22 protein-coding genes are annotated in these 18,068 nt (G+C 37.7%); 11 read left to right on the top strand and 11 right to left on the bottom strand.

The genetic code is table 11. From position 1 onward, the window contains the following. Nucleotides 1-2 precede the first annotated feature (2 nt). From DS742_RS19165 to DS742_RS19145, 5 genes are all read left to right on the top strand, one after another. Nucleotides 3-932, top strand: coding sequence for a hypothetical protein (locus tag DS742_RS19165; RefSeq protein ID WP_117418579.1), 930 nt, complete (start codon nucleotides 3-5; stop codon nucleotides 930-932). A gap of 10 nt (nucleotides 933-942) precedes the next feature. After that, the gene (locus DS742_RS19160) at nucleotides 943-1,338 is read left to right on the top strand and encodes a hypothetical protein (protein ID WP_117418578.1); all 396 of its coding nucleotides are present in this window, start codon (nucleotides 943-945) and stop codon (nucleotides 1,336-1,338) included. Nucleotides 1,339-1,340: 2 nt separating this feature from the next. Beyond that, nucleotides 1,341-1,481 (top strand): XkdX family protein, encoded by a 141-nt coding sequence (locus DS742_RS19155; RefSeq protein WP_117418577.1) that lies wholly within the window; start codon nucleotides 1,341-1,343, stop codon nucleotides 1,479-1,481. Between the two features lie 11 nt (nucleotides 1,482-1,492). Beyond that, the gene (locus DS742_RS19150; RefSeq protein WP_117418627.1) at nucleotides 1,493-1,921 is read left to right on the top strand and encodes a phage holin family protein; all 429 of its coding nucleotides are present in this window, start codon (nucleotides 1,493-1,495) and stop codon (nucleotides 1,919-1,921) included. Between the two features lie 86 nt (nucleotides 1,922-2,007). After that, nucleotides 2,008-2,772 carry a peptidoglycan recognition protein family protein gene (locus DS742_RS19145; RefSeq protein ID WP_117418576.1) on the top strand — a complete coding sequence of 255 codons (765 nt, stop codon included), beginning with the start codon at nucleotides 2,008-2,010 and terminating at the stop codon, nucleotides 2,770-2,772. 108 nt (nucleotides 2,773-2,880) lie between these two features. Here the strand turns inward: DS742_RS19145 and DS742_RS19140 are convergent, their stop codons facing one another. The 4 genes from DS742_RS19140 to DS742_RS19120 all read right to left on the bottom strand — a co-directional run bounded on the left by DS742_RS19140 (nucleotide 2,881) and on the right by DS742_RS19120 (nucleotide 5,767). Then, nucleotides 2,881-3,729 carry a hypothetical protein gene (locus DS742_RS19140; protein ID WP_117418575.1) on the bottom strand — a complete coding sequence of 283 codons (849 nt, stop codon included), beginning with the start codon at nucleotides 3,727-3,729 and terminating at the stop codon, nucleotides 2,881-2,883. A 7-nt stretch (nucleotides 3,730-3,736) separates the two neighbouring features. Beyond that, nucleotides 3,737-4,171, bottom strand: a complete 435-nt coding sequence (locus DS742_RS19135; protein ID WP_117418574.1) for a Panacea domain-containing protein — start codon at nucleotides 4,169-4,171, stop codon at nucleotides 3,737-3,739. Between the two features lie 1,076 nt (nucleotides 4,172-5,247). Next, complete coding sequence (locus tag DS742_RS19125) at nucleotides 5,248-5,535, bottom strand: tyrosine-type recombinase/integrase (protein ID WP_117418572.1); 288 nt, start codon at nucleotides 5,533-5,535, stop codon at nucleotides 5,248-5,250. Continuing rightward, on the bottom strand, nucleotides 5,513-5,767 hold the full coding sequence (locus DS742_RS19120) for a hypothetical protein (protein WP_117418571.1): 255 nt from the start codon (nucleotides 5,765-5,767) through the stop codon (nucleotides 5,513-5,515). The genes DS742_RS19125 and DS742_RS19120 overlap by 23 nt, the downstream gene beginning before the upstream one ends. 706 nt (nucleotides 5,768-6,473) lie before the next feature. On the opposite strand from DS742_RS19120, the gene DS742_RS19115 reads away from it, so the two are divergent. Beyond that, entirely contained in the window at nucleotides 6,474-6,863 is a 390-nt protein-coding gene (locus DS742_RS19115) for a hypothetical protein (protein ID WP_117418570.1), read from the top strand. Nucleotides 6,864-7,141: 278 nt separating this feature from the next. After that, nucleotides 7,142-7,495 (top strand): DNA adenine methylase, encoded by a 354-nt coding sequence (locus DS742_RS19110; RefSeq protein WP_242996620.1) that lies wholly within the window; start codon nucleotides 7,142-7,144, stop codon nucleotides 7,493-7,495. 88 nt (nucleotides 7,496-7,583) lie between these two features. Here DS742_RS19110 and DS742_RS19105 read toward each other — a convergent pair whose 3' ends face one another. Then, nucleotides 7,584-7,919: a hypothetical protein gene (locus DS742_RS19105; protein ID WP_117418569.1), complete on the bottom strand. Its 336-nt coding sequence runs from the start codon at nucleotides 7,917-7,919 to the stop codon at nucleotides 7,584-7,586. Between the two features lie 262 nt (nucleotides 7,920-8,181). Here DS742_RS19105 and DS742_RS29940 point away from each other — a divergent pair, with 262 nt between their 5' ends. After that, nucleotides 8,182-8,343, top strand: a complete 162-nt coding sequence (locus DS742_RS29940) for a hypothetical protein (RefSeq protein WP_341457665.1) — start codon at nucleotides 8,182-8,184, stop codon at nucleotides 8,341-8,343. Between the two features lie 99 nt (nucleotides 8,344-8,442). After that, nucleotides 8,443-8,736, top strand: coding sequence for a hypothetical protein (locus DS742_RS29935; protein ID WP_341457664.1), 294 nt, complete (start codon nucleotides 8,443-8,445; stop codon nucleotides 8,734-8,736). A gap of 180 nt (nucleotides 8,737-8,916) precedes the next feature. Here the strand turns inward: DS742_RS29935 and DS742_RS19095 are convergent, their stop codons facing one another. From DS742_RS19095 to DS742_RS19070, 6 genes are all read right to left on the bottom strand, one after another. Then, complete coding sequence (locus tag DS742_RS19095; protein ID WP_117418568.1) at nucleotides 8,917-10,968, bottom strand: peptidase domain-containing ABC transporter; 2,052 nt, start codon at nucleotides 10,966-10,968, stop codon at nucleotides 8,917-8,919. A gap of 15 nt (nucleotides 10,969-10,983) precedes the next feature. Next, on the bottom strand, nucleotides 10,984-13,731 hold the full coding sequence (locus DS742_RS19090; RefSeq protein WP_117418567.1) for a type 2 lanthipeptide synthetase LanM family protein: 2,748 nt from the start codon (nucleotides 13,729-13,731) through the stop codon (nucleotides 10,984-10,986). A 133-nt stretch (nucleotides 13,732-13,864) separates the two neighbouring features. After that, nucleotides 13,865-14,011, bottom strand: a complete 147-nt coding sequence (locus DS742_RS19085; RefSeq protein ID WP_117418566.1) for a lacticin 481 family lantibiotic — start codon at nucleotides 14,009-14,011, stop codon at nucleotides 13,865-13,867. A gap of 13 nt (nucleotides 14,012-14,024) precedes the next feature. Then, complete coding sequence (locus DS742_RS19080; protein WP_117418566.1) at nucleotides 14,025-14,171, bottom strand: lacticin 481 family lantibiotic; 147 nt, start codon at nucleotides 14,169-14,171, stop codon at nucleotides 14,025-14,027. A 193-nt stretch (nucleotides 14,172-14,364) separates the two neighbouring features. Next, nucleotides 14,365-15,726 (bottom strand): sensor histidine kinase, encoded by a 1,362-nt coding sequence (locus DS742_RS19075; RefSeq protein WP_117418565.1) that lies wholly within the window; start codon nucleotides 15,724-15,726, stop codon nucleotides 14,365-14,367. 4 nt (nucleotides 15,727-15,730) lie between these two features. Continuing rightward, nucleotides 15,731-16,432: a response regulator transcription factor gene (locus DS742_RS19070; protein WP_117418564.1), complete on the bottom strand. Its 702-nt coding sequence runs from the start codon at nucleotides 16,430-16,432 to the stop codon at nucleotides 15,731-15,733. A 144-nt stretch (nucleotides 16,433-16,576) separates the two neighbouring features. Here DS742_RS19070 and DS742_RS19065 point away from each other — a divergent pair, with 144 nt between their 5' ends. Beyond that, nucleotides 16,577-17,341: an ABC transporter ATP-binding protein gene (locus tag DS742_RS19065; protein WP_117418563.1), complete on the top strand. Its 765-nt coding sequence runs from the start codon at nucleotides 16,577-16,579 to the stop codon at nucleotides 17,339-17,341. Beyond that, nucleotides 17,338-18,063 carry an ABC transporter permease gene (locus DS742_RS19060; protein WP_117418562.1) on the top strand — a complete coding sequence of 242 codons (726 nt, stop codon included), beginning with the start codon at nucleotides 17,338-17,340 and terminating at the stop codon, nucleotides 18,061-18,063. Before DS742_RS19065 ends, DS742_RS19060 begins: the two co-directional genes overlap by 4 nt. Nucleotides 18,064-18,068: the final 5 nt, after the last annotated feature.

Below are 18,068 nucleotides of genomic sequence, written 5' to 3'. Positions count from 1 at the left end.
ACATGGGAAAGATATGGATGCCCGGAGGCGGGGGAGGGGCTGATCTGGATGTGGTAACGGCTGGAACTGAAGATGTGCTGGCCGGAAAAGTAACGGTCGATAAAGATGGTGAACCTGCAATTGGTACTATGCCAAAACGAGGAAGCGCAGTACATGGATCAGGCACAGGATTAAATCAGCAGGGACTTTATTATTATATTCCCAAAGGGTATTACGATGAAGGCTCGCTGACTCCTTGGGTCTATATGACTCGCCCAGAGGTTGCCGCAGCTCTAGGTGTCGAAGCTTGGAAAATGCGCGCCGACCAAAATATATGCGGTGTGCAGGGAAGTATACCGCTTCAGAATCCCGAAATAGCTAATACAGACCATATGTGGGCTACAAATTATTCTAATTTTGGTGATGGCAACTATTTTTTAGGTATTAGAAATGGTTATTATAACAACGGGGTAAGCTGGGTCAGAGGCTATAATGCCAATTTTGTAGCGTCTAACATTAAAAAAGGAGTGAATGTTGCAGGTGTTGTTGGTACTTTTGAGGGATATGTTCCAACGGCTACGGATTTGTATTTGAGAGGGAATAACATTAAAAATTGGTATAAACTAACAACAAAAGGCACAGTTACTTTCGATTCGGGTCAAATTTCAATTGCAGGAGCTGCTAGAATTGAAACTGATTATTTAAACTTAAGAGGTTTTAATTGGTTGAACATTGAAGGGTATACAAATACTAACGCCGGCGTCTATAAACAAATTAGATTATGGCAGCTTACTTCTAGTTCCGACAACATGTTATCGATCGTCGACGTTACTAATAATCAGCCTGGAAATTATGTGATTAGTTTGAATGTATCAGCACAACAAGTAGATGGGGCTATGTATCTATCATTTGACGTTTTAAATGGGGCAATATATCGAATTTGGCTTAGTTAGGAGACCAGCTATGAAAATTTATGTAAATGAACAATATGAAATTATCGGATTAGACAAAGAAGTAGTAGGCTACAAACAGATCTTTGAAACAGAGCAAACAAGATCCGATCTTTTTGGAAGCCTATGTGATGCCTGTATCTATGGCTACAAATACGAACCGCAATACGAGTTGTTATTTAATGAAGATGGAAGTAACGCAAGAGATAAAAAGACAGGGGAATTTCTTTATAAGCTTGATGAAGAAGGTAACAAAATATTTAATGGGTATATTTGTTATCCCTTTGTAGATTATAAAACTCTTATGTTGATACAGAAACAGTATGAAGATTCGCAAAAGCAAGTTCAGAAATTAAGTGCTCAAATAGCCTACCTGCAAATGATAAATGATGTAACAGCGGAGGTGTAATCATGAGTAAAAACTTTGAAAAGGTAAAGCGATTTTATGATGCTAAATTATGGCCCTTAAGCTGGGTGGTTAATGCAGTAGATAAATGGATCACGGCAGCTGAGTATCAGGAGATCACCGGAAAAGAATATGAGAAAGAATGAGGAAAATAAAAATGGATAGAATTACAGAACTGCTTGCCCTGGCATGGGGTAGCCCGATTATTAAACTGGTTATTTTGGCAGTGGTGATGGACACCTGCTTCGGCTGCATTAGAGCGATTAAGGAGCATGAATTTAACAGCTGTTTCGGCATTGATGGAGCGATCCGGAAGATCTCTATGGTGGCGTCCCTGGCGTTCCTACTGATACTTGATCGGATTGTACATCTTAATCTGATCGGCTTCATTCCAGAAGCGATCCGTTCATATCTACCAGTTAATGCCATTGGAGTGGCGGAGTTCTTCGGACTACTGTACATAGCATATGAGTTGGTGAGTATTCTTAAAAACATGACTCTGTGCGGTCTGCCGGTGAAGCGGTTGTGGGAGACTGTGAAGAAATTCCTTACACAGTACACGGACGAGTTGCCGGATAACACTTAATCTGTTGCGACCGTCGCAACGGTTGTGATATTACAACTTTACGGACCTGGGTTAATCCTGGGTCCTTTTTTGGAAAGGAAAATAATATGCAGATCAATAAATTACTTACACCCTATAATCATAATGAGGGTACCGTGGATCGTATCAAGTATATCGTGATCCATTATGTAGGAGCAACTGGCGGAGCTGAGGCAAACTGCAAGTGGTATGCCGGTGCCGATCGGAGCGCTAGTGCGCATTATTACGTTGACTTTGATGGATCCGTTTGGCAGTCCGTAGAGGATCAGAACATTGCCTGGCACTGTGGGGCGAAAAAATATGTGCATCCTGAGTGCAGGAACTCGAATAGCATCGGTATTGAAATGTGTGTCCGGAATAAACGCAGCAAAGCAGATACAAGCCGAGACTGGTATTTTGAGGACGCAACGGTACAGGCAGCTGTTAAACTGACCATGGAGCTGATGGCAAAGTATAACATACCTGCAGATCATGTAATTCGGCATTATGATGTGACCGGAAAGATCTGCCCGAACCCTTATGTCTATAACCATACACAGCACACATGGGAAGATTTTAAGGCAGTACTGGCAGTTCCTGCAGAATATACCCATGGGTGGAATCATGATAAAAATGGCTGGTGGTATGCTGATACGAAAACCAGTTACTATAAATCCTGCTGGCAGGTTATCAATGGCCATAAGTACTATTTCAATCCGGACGGATATGCCGTTACTGGTTGGCAGGAGATAGATGGCAAATGGTATTATTTTGAACCCAGAGCGGGACATGATCTGGAGTGTGCCCTGTATGTGTCAGATCATGATGGAGCGCAGTATATTGGAGAAATATAAGCAGATGATACCTGTCAAGAATTGATTTATTGTACCGAGTATTATTAAGTAGTTTTAAAATATGTTGAATTATAAAAATTAAGGCGACAATAATTTCTTTTTGTCGCCTTAAAATAGCTCTTTATCGCCTAACCATACTAAAATATCAATGATAGTGAAAAGAATAATTACTATGTTAAAATAAAATACATATGGTAACCTTTTTCTGATTTTCTTTAATTCTGCGCATTTAGGTTTTTCGCCATTTTTACAGTCACATTTTTCAGATTCGCAATCAGCTAAAATACTGCGTCCTATAATTTTTCCAACTAAATACATTAATAAAAATGTAGTATTAAATAGTATAAATCCACATATTAATAAGGTTAGTATCATCTTACAAATGTATGTATCACGAATGCCATTAATTGCACTACCGATAAAACTAAGACTACCAGAGAATGAGATAACTATAGCTGAAAAAACACTGACTACAGATATAAGTTCTGTCTGAATAGATTCAGCTTTTTTTGAAGCTTTAGACAACTTTTTAGTAGATGTATTCATTTCTTCACGTGCAGTTTCTAAACGCCTTGAAAGATCATTAGTCTTCTCATCATTTTGAGAAGAGTATCTAACCCTGCTTATTTCAAGATTAAGGTGATCGCATAGTTTATCAAAACTCTTATGCATTTCAGTAAATTCATTTTTGCCAGTTATGAAATCTTCTTCTACATAATTGCGCAATCTTTCCAAATTTTCAGCTAAAAAATCTAAATTACCATCGCTACTTTGATTAATATCAAGAATAGCAGGAAAAAATTCTGAATAACTATGACGAAAATCAGAAGAATAAACTTCTTTAAGTTTAAGCGCCATTCTTCTGATTTCAGTCTCGTTTTCGAATAAATTCTTTGATAATACTTGAATTTTATCTATTAAATTCTCTTGTCTTTTTTGTCTTTCTTCGGCGAGCATATAATACCTATCCTATACATTCTTTTTCTTTTATTAATGAAAATGGTATTGTATCTCTATTACCAAGTCCATGATTAAATATAATATCCCAAGCAGTACCAGGCTTATGAGTTTTGTTTACCAATACGCTTGCAGGAACATCTACATAATCATTAATAAACTCATCAATAATTGAAGCATCATTCTCCCTAATGGATGTTTCGTAAATGTTGCAAATAGAACGCCCCCCATAAGAACAGTAGTCATAATAGACATCGGGTACTACTGGCCCAAGTTGCCAAGCGCATATGTCGTCTAGAAATAACGGTGACGATGTCTTTTTGTAATAATCGACCCAAATAAAATAAAGCATTTTTTGTAGTTTCAAATTACTGATTGGCTTGGACAATATGCAACATTTTGTTATAATATATTGTGCTATATCGCTTGCATTATATAACATCGTTTCACCTCCTTTAAATTATAAGATATTATATAATTATCCTACATCTATATTATATGATATTATGCACAAAAAAACAATCGGATCTTTATACAATTTGCGAATTGATTTTTTGTTGATTTTTTTATATTAGTAAAAATCCGATAAAAATAATGTTGTGCCACTATATATAGTACATATTATTAGTAGAATAACTATATATATAATTGTGGTATTTCATATGCCGTTTTCATCTTTGCATTACATTGCATTAATATTATCCTCTTTTTCTTATTGATATATATTAGTTTACTGTCTGAATTTAAAAAATGTAAGTTTTATGTCACACGCCTTGTATTATCGTTTTTTATAGTATTGCTCGTACCATCGTGGTTGCCTAAAATACTTAGGGATGCTTTCTGCGTTTGGTATTCTGTAAAATCCGCAGCAGCTATTATCTGAGTTACATTCCTGTTCTACCGGTTCATAGTGTGGACATTTGTTGATGTCTGGATCAAGCTCGCATTTTGCTTTCATTATAACCACCTCCTTTATATCATTATAAGAACATATGTTCGAATAGTCAAGCGATTCTATAAATTCCCAGATAGGAGCTGGCAGTATTCTTCGTGTTGCATTTCGTGTTGCACAGGTAGATAAATAGTCATTTTCGGGGGTTAATATTTATCCAATAGAATAACATAATAATACCGAGAAACCTAGTGTTTATAAGGAATCTCGGTACTTACTGGCTTTAGCGGTATTTTACTTTTCCCAGTTCAAATCTGGTTGTCGCCTCTCTTATGAAAGCCTCAGAAACCTGATAAAATAAGGGTTTCTGGGGTTTTTACTTTGTGTATCTGGTGTTTGCGCTTGTTTGCGTGGGCATTTTTGGTGTTTTTGAGGGCTGTTAATCCAGGATTGCCCTCATTTTTGATGCTGTTTCTTCCTGGGAAGTGATGTTGCGGAGATAGTGGTGCGTCATGGTGAGACTGGTATGTCCAGGAGCTTCTGTAGCTCGGTGTCCTCCTTTCCGTTCTTGTACATGATGGAGGCGGTGGAGAAACGGAGCTTGTGGGAGGAACGGTATTCAATGCCTATTCCTCACAGCATTTCTTTAAGCGACGGTTAAAGGTAACTGTTGCCAGGGGCTGACCGTTACGGATGAAGATATAATGGCTTTCTGAATTCAGAGAGTAAATCTGCTTCAGTATTTCATTGGCTTTCAGTTTCAGCGGCATATAACGTTTCCCTTCACTTGCATGACCTTTTATATCTTCAATGATTTCATTTTTATCATCAACAAAGCGTTGAATGTGTAGAAAGTTACCAGAAACATCATCCCATCTTAACCCCTTCAATTCACCTATGATACAGGCTGCCATTCATAATACTTTTTAGATCATTGAAACGTTTTCTAGTCATTTGTCGGCCTTTTGTTATGTTCCTGAAATAGACAATCAGATCCTTTGCTGTCAGGTCCTTTAAGGGAATTAACGTGATTTCCTGATCTCTCAGTAAAGAATTCCACATAAAACGGTTTTCCTTAAGTGTCTTTCTACTAACGCTTGTCTCCTTTTCTCTCCACTCCATCCAGGTATTAAAGTACGTTTCCATGGTAGCAGCATTATCCCTAAAGAAATAATCATATAGCTTATCAATTAATCCCTTATAGGTACTGCTGAATTTGCAAGCTTTCGCCTGCTTAAAATAAATCCTACCCTTCTTCCACTATTCTGCCTTTTCCGTGAAACGGCGCAGCGTATTTTGGCTAGATTAGGACTATTGAAGATTGGAATTTAATACGCTATCTTTTCATGTGGCACTGATGTACCTCATATATAATACCAGGGCTGCTCGTTAACATCTTACTGTCGACATGGTTTTGTTTTTGGGAAAATTAATCAATCTGATTACCTAATTGATCACTTATCATTGAAAAGGATAAGCATAGAGAGTATAATATCATAATTAGAGAAAGTGGAATAAAATGTAATATATTACTTTTGGTGCGTTTGATGTATTAATAAAGACTATTGGCTTTTGAGAAAATTAATGGAAATTGTATGTCTCGAAGTTACTTAAATAGCATAGGAAACATCAGAAAAAATGCGCCGTGTATATTTTAAAGTACCTGCACATCTAAGACTATAAATAATTTAAACAAAGCTCTTGCAATACAGCCCATCAAGCAGTTAACCATATATAAGAATCTAAATTCCGTAGAATCTGAATGTATTATAGCCACAAAAATAAAAGAAAGGAAAAGTATGTATATTAGCTTTTAAATACATCATAATAGCTAGCTATGACGCCAAATTTCATGGAAGGGGACAGTGAACATGGCTTTTCTATTTATGCTTTTAAATATGATGATGTTTACATGGTAAATAGAAGAGGTTCGAACAATGTTTTTAATAAACATATAGTTTCCAATGGAACGTATAACTTTTATGTCTTTACCGAAACAAATAATGACAAGGAAATTATTTACAGAATTGTAATAGATAATATGTTTCCTTCAGATTCTCAAGCTTTTAAAGAATGGACTATTAATAAATTTATGGGTACGGAATTAGTTAATACAGAATTTAGTGATTTAAAATTATCTTCTGATAATAAGACTGTAACGGTAACGTACATAAAAGATGGAGATTTTAAAACAGCACTTTATAATATGGAGGATTACACTAATAATTTAATTGGTAAATAATTTCCTTCTATGGATAAAATCAGGGTCGAAATTCTACTGCATTGATTTCAACCTGATTTTTTTCTATCTTTTTGTTTAGAGACACAAAATGTAACTGTTGCTCCGGTAAATTATTCGTCTACTTTTGCAACAGCCCATGAATGTAATCAGCATGTTAATTAGTTATAAAAGTGTCCAAACAGCAACATAAATAGCAACCTGCTCTGGTGTTTTGCCTCCAATATTAACTGGATTTGCATGATCGTGCAAATACTGCACATTATCTTTGGAGATACCAATTGCCAAAAGCGCAGAAGAATCGCAAATTAAAGTCACAGGAAAGCTGTTCAAGCAGGGAAGCAGCCTATGCGCTAAGAAATTGGAACCGTCTTTCGGAAGTGGCAGAAATGGCGATCAGGTTGAAAGAAGTACAGATTGAGAATAAGTCGACGCTGGAGCTGATTAGGGCCTTTGATCACGAAAATGTGTTGATCTACCTGGATCCGCCTTATGTATGGTCTACACGAGGCAGGAAGCAGTACCGGCATGAAATGTCTGACGAGGATCATGAGGAGCTGCTGGATACAAGTATTCACAGTAAGGCTAAGATCATGCTTTCCGGATATGACTGTGGCTGTATAAAAAGTATCTGAAGGGCTGGAGGAAAATACAGATTCCGGCCAGAGCTCAGAATAGTCTTTCGAGGGTGGAGACGTTGTGGTTGAACTTTGACCGATGAACTTATCTTAGATAGAAAGTCGTGGGTTGGGGCATAGAATAATTAAATATTGGAACAGACATTACGCTTTCACCATCAACAAAGACGTCCACTTCGTTATAAGCAGTGTCTTTTATTTGCACACTTGATAACCATGGTTGAATAACTGTAGAACATGATTCGGGGCTCTCATAAAATTCAATAAATACTTCTGCTTTGCCGGGATCCGCAACATGATATATATTTCCCGGATATGTGCCATAAATTCTGGCATAGTCACACGGACGCGGTAGGTCAGCTAAAACTAAAACGTTAATAGTATCATCAATACGATAAGCAATAACAGATTTAATATCCATAATTTTGACTCCTCATAAAATCAACTTTTTAAAAGCACTTGTTTTACTAGCATTATATTAGTTGCTTATATTGGTGTTACATAATTGTTGAGAAAAACAGAAATATAATTTTAACAGAATGATCTAATATTTGCCGGAGGAGGGATAAATTGAGTAAATCATCAAAAGACTGCAGAGCAGATAGAGCCAGTATAAACAGCCGCATACAGGCTGAGGCGGATGCAGCTATAAAGTCTTCGCCGGTAATGAGTTAACACTCCCAGTGGAATTTCTTGAAGGGACAACGGCTGCGGGTAAAACGACAGTCGGTCTTTTTAAGTTCATGCTTAAGGTTGCGGAGAGTCCTAAGAAGCTGCACATAATAGCAGCAAAGGATACTGGTACTGCTGAGAAGAGTATCATCAATAAGGATCTGGGCATATAGATGATTTCGGCATCCTGACTGAGTACAACGGCAACGGAACCAAAGACGATAAGATCCCGCACATTCTCTTTCATACTTCAGGAGGGGATAAGGTCATCTATGTTTAGGCTATGGCGACAAGAAGAAGTGGCAGAAAACCCTGGGTGGTCAGTACGGCTGCTGTACATAGATGAGATTAACACTGCTGATATTGAATTTATAAGAGAGTCAGCCATGCGGTGCGATTACCTGATGGGGACACTCAATCCTGATGTTCCGAACTTACCGGTCTACAAAGAGTATATTAACTGCTCCCGTCCGCCTTCTGAGTGGGAGGAGGAGACACCAAAAGAGATACTGGAAGAATTGAGCGGGGAACCAATACCCGGTTGTTGGATATTGAGGACTGATTGATTTGGGATACTGTGATGACAGGAGCACTTTCTGCTCTCGATGAGTTTATGAAAATATGGTAATAACATGGCGGGGCACTGCCCGCCATGTGCAATACAAAAAAATTGACAGAAAACGAAGAAGCTTTATGACAGTTAAAATGAGCACAACTACGACACTCATCTGATCAGTAACAAATAATTATTCAAAGAAGTTTTCATAAGAAGGAAACCTCTGCAACAGCTGTTCATGGGTTCCCTGATATACGGTCCCTTCCTTTATATATATTATCTCGTCAGCATAATTTATCATACTTAATTTATGTGTGGAGATAAACACAGTCTTACCTTCTAAAATACCATTTGGACCAATCAGATTATTCATGATCTTTTCTTCATCAATAACATCAATATTACTTGTTGCTTCATCAAGTAAATATATTCTGGCATCTTTAATCAGGCATCTTGCCAGACAAATCCGTTGTTCCTGACCACGGGACAGGTTTTTTCCTTTTGATATCTCAGTTGCCCATTTTTGCGGTAGTCTGTTAATAATATCCTCTAATCCTGTAGCCTGGCTGATGCTGGCCAGTCTTTCATTTGTACATTGCTGGCCGAATAATACATTTTCTAATATACTGCTGTCCAGAATAGATGTGTCCTGGTCAAGATATACTGGCTTATCCTCATTAGCAGAATCAAATATTACTTCACCTTTATAATCATTAAAAAGATTTGCTAAAACCTTTAATAATGTGGACTTTCCGCTTCCGGATATTCCTATAACCGCATACCTCCTGCCCTTTTTAATCTGTAAATTTACATTTTCAAGACATTTAAAATTACCGTAGTAATATGACATATTTTCGACATGTATTTCCTCATCATTATTCAAATTGGAAACTTTACGCTCATTGTCCTGCATAAAATTTTCATCTAATAATTCATTTGTTTTATCTATATTTGGCAGTACGGTATATAAAGAATTAAAAGCCTGTCCGATTGTTATTACATTTTGAACTACTAAATATAGCAGTGGTAATAATGCCATCTGGCTGAAAATATCAGTATTTCTGTTGCAAACTATGTTTATGATACTAATTACTATGGGAACAACATATGTATAGATATTTGTTAATACACTTTGAATGCTTTGCAAAATGACTAACTGACCGTAACGCTCTGTCTGTTCTTCATTTTCATTATGCCATTTTTTCATGAAAATGTTGCCGACATCCAAAACCTTAATAGTTGAGATTGTCCTGATTATATTTTCACTTGTTGTATTGAGTTTAATCAATTTTTGTGTATATTTATTGCTCTCCATATATATTAGTTTACTAATCCCTATATAAAATATCAAATATAAAATATTAGCAGTCAGAAAAAGTCCCCCCAAAAATAAACTCTTCTGAAACAAAGCGACTTGAACTACAATAATGGTACATAGTGCTATAAAAGATGGGACTATTTTGAATAGCAGGGCGTCTTTTATCATTCCTCTTGCGTTGATACGATATAATAAGTCACCATTGCTTCTGAATGTAAAGAACTTGTAGTTTTTACTTATAAGTTTATCAACGAGTCTGTTACCGTATATCTGTTCATATAATATATTAAATTTTTTTGTTAAGAAGCCCTGGATCATACTGCCTGTCCCTAATAGGACAACCGCAGCAATTAATATTAAGGACAGATTTAAGTAAGAGTCGTTCTTACCTGCAGAATACATATATGAATAGCTCATAGCTACAATTTGAGTAAAAATTGAAGTAATTAACAGTCCAAATAAAATCGTTATTAATTTAGTATTGTTTAAGAATCCTAATATCTCCCGCTGCTTTACTACCACATTTTTTACATGTTTCCGGGTTTTAGTAATTTTTATAACAACACCGCTATAGATACTTTTAAACTCTGCATGGGAATAAGCGATTCTTCCTATCGCCGGATCAATTCCAATAAATTTGTTTTTGGTTACTTTATTGATAATAATAAAATGACCGTTATTTACATATGCAATGATAGGTAATATTGTCTGGTTGAATTTTTCGCTCTCAACTTTATAACCTTCTACGGAAAAGCCATATTCTCCTAATGCCTCTTTTAACTGCAGAACATTGCTTCCGGCCATGGACAATTCTACCTTTTCCACCAACCGGTAAACTGGAATTCTGCACTTAAATGTATCCATAATCATCGCTGCACAAGCAAGAAGACAATCCGATTGATTTGTCTGCAAGATAACTTTCATACTGACTTCTCCTTTCTATATATTTTCTATTGCCAATACAGAAGGTAATTTCAAATTTTTATAACGGTTCAGTAAATATTGTATTCCAGATTCTCCTACCATAAATCCAATCGCATTGATAGCGCCTGGTGCTCCTATACAACTATATCCTTGTTTTTGTGCATCCTCCATGGTCTGAATAATATAATTTTCCTTTTCAGGTTTTTCTCCCAGTACCTTCTCATACGAAAGGATGAAATCTATAAAAGCAAAATTTCCATGACATAAAGAATAGTTTTGAGAATTTAGAACTTTGCTTTCGATTACTTCTCTATACTGAGCCAGAAGATTATCCAGGTCTGATTCACTCATTCCGATTATTCCATCATTTATAAAACCCCATTTCTTCCAAATTAAACGGGAATACATGATTCCACAAGAACCATGACACCAAAAATGAGAATATGTATCCTCACTGCTCCTTAAGTCCTTCCACATATACTTTCCTGTATATAGCCGCTGTTCCTTTTCCCATAACCCTCGTGCCAATGTTATCAGCGCTTCCTGTTTGGCAATTCTGTTCATACACATAATGGATGTCATAATACCTGAATATCCATGTGCAAAGCTGGCATAATTAAAATTTTTATCCATAACACCAGTATCAAAATCAGAAATAAAATATTCCGCTATTGCCGGTAGAATTTCTTTTGCAAAATCGTCTGACTCATACCTGGCAAAAAAATAGATAACTGCTGAGTGCAGACCTGATAAAGTATCATAACAGTTTGTTTTTGATATATTATTTTTCACTAATTTTTTAATTTCCCTAAGAAACAGGTCTGTTTCATCATATTTTATGATTCCGGTCTCCTTAATTTTTGCTATAAAAGCATAGATTCCGGTCAGACCGCAGAAATAAGAAATATTATAATCGTTAAACATCCCCATATGATAAGCTGTTTTAATTGTATTATAAATCATCTCTATAATCGATTTTGTAAACTCATCTTTATTAATTAAATATTCAGAAAGATACATATAACCGATTCCTGTCAATCCGGAATATAATGACCAATCTAATACCGCATATTCCAATTGTTCCTTATCATTTACCATAAGCCCGATCCAACTGATTGTACCGTCGTCACCAACAATCCGGTTGTCATCAATATTTTCTCTCAGTGGTTTATTATTCTCTGAACGTATTTCTTTTTTATCGCTCACCCTCATATCTTTATATTCAATCCCCAAAGCGATACTCGATGTAATTGATTCACGAATAAGCTGTTTTTGTCTTGATAACATCTTCGGATTTGTCTGAGCCTCCAAAATATCGTATGCTTTCTTCAGGCTGAACTCATGCATGTCCAATATCTTTTTTTTCGTATTTCCATGATATCCATAGACATAATTAAGAGACATATTCCAATAAAAGCCAGGTATATTACTTTTGCATAATTCATGTACCTCATACATGTAAACGTCCTGATTAAATTGATTGCTTCTTTTTAAATTTTCCAGTAATCCGTAAAATAATTCCGGATTATTCCGATATCTGGGGTCGCTCTTTATTCTTATTATTTTTGAATACCCCTTGGTCATATTGAGAATAATACGTGATTCAATCTTCGTTAAATTGTCCAGAATATAATTTAATATGTCATCTTTTTTCTCCTTATACAGTTTTTCGGCTTGTTCAAACCCGTTTAATATCTGATCTCCATAGAATAATGGGTCTGTTTCTTTATTTGGCAGATGATTATATTGCGTAATCATTTTTGGTTCCGTAAAAATATACATATCATCTCTATACTCATTCTTTACTTTTTCAGCAACGATTTTTATACCTTTATTTGATAAACAACTGACATCACCCCCGAAATACTCTGTCATAGAAAATATTGGGATCAGACCAGTAGCCATAACCCCATATAATAATCGCTGCACTGCTTTATACTGCGCATCGTATTCAAATTTGTGCGTATCAAAAAACAGATAGGAAGAGAAAATTGTTTCAACATCTGTAATTACAGGAAATTTACCATGAGCGATTAAATTTTCATAATGCATATCGTTCATACCTGACAGATATGCAGCAAATAAGAGTTTCCCATAGTTAAAATAGAATTGATTTACTTCGCTTTTGTCATATATTTCCTCATGTTCAACAAATTTTACCCATGTTCCCTCACTTTCGCACATACAGTCATACTGTCTGGTATATTCATCTTCAAAAAAGTAACTTAATAGTCCCTTCAGAAAATTTAAGTTATCCCCTTTGGAGGGCTTGAAAACTAATTTTTTCTTTGATGCAAAAGTTATTACCAACACACACTTATCATTGTGCCAATCCCCGGAATTTGTTATGTTTATAATATCCTCCGATTGCGTATGAAAAAAGTATTGACATATGGCCGATTTATTTCTTTGAAATAAGTTGATTATTTCTAAAATATAGCTGAATTTTCCTTTAACTTCTTCATATAACTGTTCTTTCATGCATGGAAACATCTTTTCCATTGCATCAATACAATATTGGTTATTACAAAACCAAAGATATCGATTTTCCGATGTATCACCTGTCAGATTACCATCCACCCGGCATGCATTCATACAATATAATAAAGATTTAAAACTCCTTTTAAATAGTTCCAGCTTGATCAGTTCCTTCAAAGATTTAAATTCGTTATCATTGAAGTCAATCTTATCCTCTTCTTTTACTTTCCTGATAATATATTGAAATATATAGTCTATATATAATCTGCCAAATATTTTATCCATATGGTCCCTCCGTAATATCCGCTTGACTTCTCTCCCAAAATACTTTATTTATTACATAGGCCGCTTAGATTAAATATTTTTCTAAGCGGCCTATTCATAAATCCTATTTGAGAGCATTATATGTTTTATAGTATTATGAGCAGCATGTAAAAATAAACTGCCATGTATTCATTGCACATTCATGGCTGATCGTTTTGATCACGCCGTCACCACCGCCCAAAATCTGTTCCAGTTCTTTTTCTTCCATTGGATTTGTTAATTCAAGAATATCATTTCTCATTTTTTTTCCCTCCTTATGAACAGCATGTAAAAATAAACTGCCATGTATTCATTGCACATTCGTGGCTGATTGTTTTAATAACACCATCGCCACCGCCCAAAATCTGCTCCAGTTCTTTTTCTTCCATTGGATTTGTTAATTCAAGAATATCATTTCTCATATTAATTCTCCCTTCTCCTTTGATGTTTCCCAAATAGGATTATGGTTACATAATAATACCTATTTCATGAATTAACAGGAACATGTAATTTTTCCTCCTTTAGCATGTAATTTTTCCTCGATTTCTGATAGCAGGATACAGAAAAAGGCGTTAATTCACTAAAAATGAATCAACGCCAATTGTTTCAGACTTTTTATGCTTTTGGGAATGTTAAAACTGTTTTATATCCTTGCAGGACTTTACTTTCTATTTGTATCGCACCGCCGTGAGCTTCCACGATCTGCCGGACAAGTATAAGTCCCAGACCATGCCGCAAATCTAACCGTTCATCAGTACTTTCCATGTAGTGCGGTTTTTCTTCCAGTTCCTTTAGCTTTTCTGCTGACAGCCCTGTACCATTATCTGCAACAGTAATAGAGAAAGAGGTTTCCCTATCCTCCAAAAGAAGCGTGATGGCGCAGCCTTTCGGGTTATGACGAATGCTGTTCTGTACTAAATTAGCGATAGCCCGTGAGATCAGCCGGGCGTCACACTCAAATATGACTGTTTCAGCAGCAGGTTCAATTTTAAGTTCTATGGAATAGGCATCCGATATACCGGTATTCAGCAGTTCTGCCAGATACGAGCGCATCAATGAACGAATGCGTACCTGGGTTTTGTTTATTGGCTGCATGTCATATTCCAGTCTGGACACCAGATTTAAGTCCTGTACGAGTTCTTTGATTTTAATGCTTTGCATCTTTACGATTTCTGCCTGATCTTTGACTGTTTTGCTTGAAGTTTCATCATGCATAATGCGATCTGCGTATCCCATTATTATCGAAAGCGGTGTTCGGATGTCATGGGAGACGCCGCTGATCCAGTTGGCCCGCGCCTGGTTTTGCCTGCTGAGTATCCGGGAAGATTTGTTTACGCTGTCGGCTAACTCTGACAGTTCTCCGCTAATGGACAGAGAAACCGGTATGCCGTCAGAAAGGTTTTTTAAGGAGGAAATGATTGGCTCCGTGTTCTTAACAATCTTTCGTTTGGACAGATAATAAGCAGCAAATAAAATCAGACAGTCTATCACCAGTATAGCCGTAATATAAAACGGCAGAAGCCGGATTGCCTGCAATGAAAAATAATTACCGGTAATTTTTGTATAGCTGTCTTTGGGATAACCTAATATTAACAGTCCGTCTTCCGTGTTTCGGACAAATACAGGGAAATCGTTAAGATAGCCCTTTGAAAACAGGGCAACGTCCTGAATGGTATAGGATACTGGAAGATCCTCCGGTGCATTTGCTGACCATACACATCTGCCTTCCTGATTCAGGAATACAGCCCATATTTGATTGTGCTTCAGCTTTTGGGCAGCTTCTTCGGATATTCCATCTGCTGAGCAGGCCGCCGCAGTTTCCTCCAGTAAATTTTGAGGGGAAGTTTCCCCATAATCTTTTGTCAATGCGCGGCCAAAAGTAAGACAAAAAGCTATCACATTGATTAAGAGGAGTACCAGGATAACGGCTGCAAAGGAGATCATGTATTTTAGAATATATCTCACAAATGATTTCATGGCTTCACTTCCTTGTATTAAGTTTATAGCCCAATCCTTTTATTGTTATAAGGGAAACCGGCTTTGACGGGTCTGCTTCAATCTTTTCCCGGATGCGCCGCACATGGGCATTCAGACTGTTTTCATATCCAAATGGATTATCACCCCAAAGGGCTTCGCACAGTGAGTCTACCGTGACGATTTTACCGTCATTTCTTGCGAGAACCTCTAATAAGGTATATTCCTTTGCGGTCAGCGGGATGATCTCATCTGCCTTGTGGATTTCAGCCCGGCTGAAGTCAATGGTGCATCCGGCCAACGGTATCAGCTGTTCGTCTTCCTTATAGCAGCGGCGCAAAACTGCGTAGATGCGTAGCAGTAATTCCTGAGGCAGAAATGGTTTAGCGATATAATCGTCTGCACCAAGGCCCAGTCCAGCCAGTTTATCCGCTGCCTCGTCCTTTGCCGTAAGAAAAATAACCGGCACGTTGGTAAATAACCGCAGTTGCTGCATTAAAGAAAATCCATCTCCATCCGGCAGCATGACATCCAGAACTGCCAGGTCAGGTGCTTCCTTTTGGGCAGCAGCAACGCCTTCTCCGACCGTAGAAGCGGTAGTGATATTCTCGAAGCCATTATCCCTTAGAATGGCAGTTACCATTTTAAGCAGGTCCAGCTCATCATCAACAAGCAGAAGCTTTTTATTTTGTAAAAATAAATTGTCCATAGTGTACCCTCCGATGAGGCCATTATAACATAGCAGGCAGTGGTTGCGTATACTCTTTCCCAAAAGTAATGTAAAAGTAAGGAGACGGGAATGTAGATGTCAGATTGGTGTTGTATCATGAAAGCATCGAAAGGAGTTGTTTCTATGGATTACATTATCACAACAGACCAGTTGACGAAAAAATATAAAGACTTCACTTCTGTCAACAACGTATCCCTTCACATTCGGAAAGGCAGCATTTACGGTTTCCTGGGTCCGAATGGTGCGGGAAAGTCCACCACCATGAAAATGCTGTTAGGGCTTACTGCCTCCACAAAAGGAAGTTTTACTATTGACGGGAAACACTTTCCTGGTGACCGGCTGGCAATCCTCAAAGAAATTGGTTCTTTTATTGAATCCCCTTCGTATTATGCAAATCTGACAGGACGTGAGAACCTTGATATCATACGAAGGATTTTAGGCTTGCCGGAAGAAACGGTGGAAGATGCACTGGGGCTGGTGGGCCTTACAGAATTTGGCAGCCGGCTGGCAAAAAAATATTCTCTGGGCATGAAACAGCGTTTGGGACTTGCGGGCGCGCTGCTTGGCAGACCCCCCATTCTTATTCTGGATGAACCGACTAACGGACTTGATCCATCCGGCATCCATGAAATCCGCAATCTGGTGAAATCACTGCCCAGTCTCTACCACTGCACAATATTAATTTCATCCCATATGCTTTCGGAAATTGAATTGATGGCGGACGACATCGGTATCCTTAACCATGGGAATCTGCTGTTTGAAGGAAGTATGGCTGAACTGAGGCAGAGCGCATTACAGGCAGGATTCGCTGCGGATAATCTGGAGGATATGTTCCTTTCCATGATAGATAAGGACAATGCGGACAGAAAGCAGAGGGCTAAGCTATGAAAACGCTTATGATTGAACTGAAGAAAGAAAAACGGACCGGCATAATCCCCCTGCTGCTGGCAGTCGGGATTTTAGGAGCTGCCTATGCGTTTGTCAACTTCCTTGTACGGAAGGATACGCTGTTGGCCCTGTCACTGCCTCCGATGGATGTTCTGCTTACGCAGCTATATGGGATGATAATGGTACTGAATATGTTTGGTATTGTAGTTGCTGCCTGTATGATTTACAACATGGAGTTTAAGGGAAATGCCGTCAAGAAAATCTATATGCTTCCTGCCAGTGTTCCTGCCATGTATTTTTGTAAATTCCTAATTTTGACTGTGATGTTGTTTACGGCCGTCGTTCTGCAAAATCTGGCTCTCATGCAGATTGGAATAACAGACCTGCCCCAGGGCTCGTTTGAGTTTGGGACACTGGTTAACTTTGCCGGGTATTCGTTTCTTACCTCTATGCCGATGTTGTCCTTTATGCTGTTGGTTTCCTCCCGCTTTGAAAATATATGGGTTCCTCTTGGCATTGGGGTAGCAGGATTTTTGAGCGGCATGGCTTTGGCAACATCCAATGCCCGGCTGCTTCTGGTGCATCCGTTTATCGTTATGTTGAAGCCGGCGGTTGCCATGAGCGCACAGCCTGACAGGATCGTAGCAATTATATCTGTGGCTGAAACCGTCCTTCTCCTGGGTGCAGGATTATGGATGTCCAAGAACCTGCACTATGAGTAAGGAGG

The sequence above is a fragment of the Lacrimispora amygdalina genome (assembly GCF_003432035.1).
In the GTDB taxonomy this organism is placed as follows: Bacteria; Bacillota; Clostridia; order Lachnospirales; family Lachnospiraceae; genus Lacrimispora; species Lacrimispora amygdalina.
Note: the sequence above shows the minus strand (reverse complement) of the source record. Positions and strands in the feature narration are given on the sequence as shown.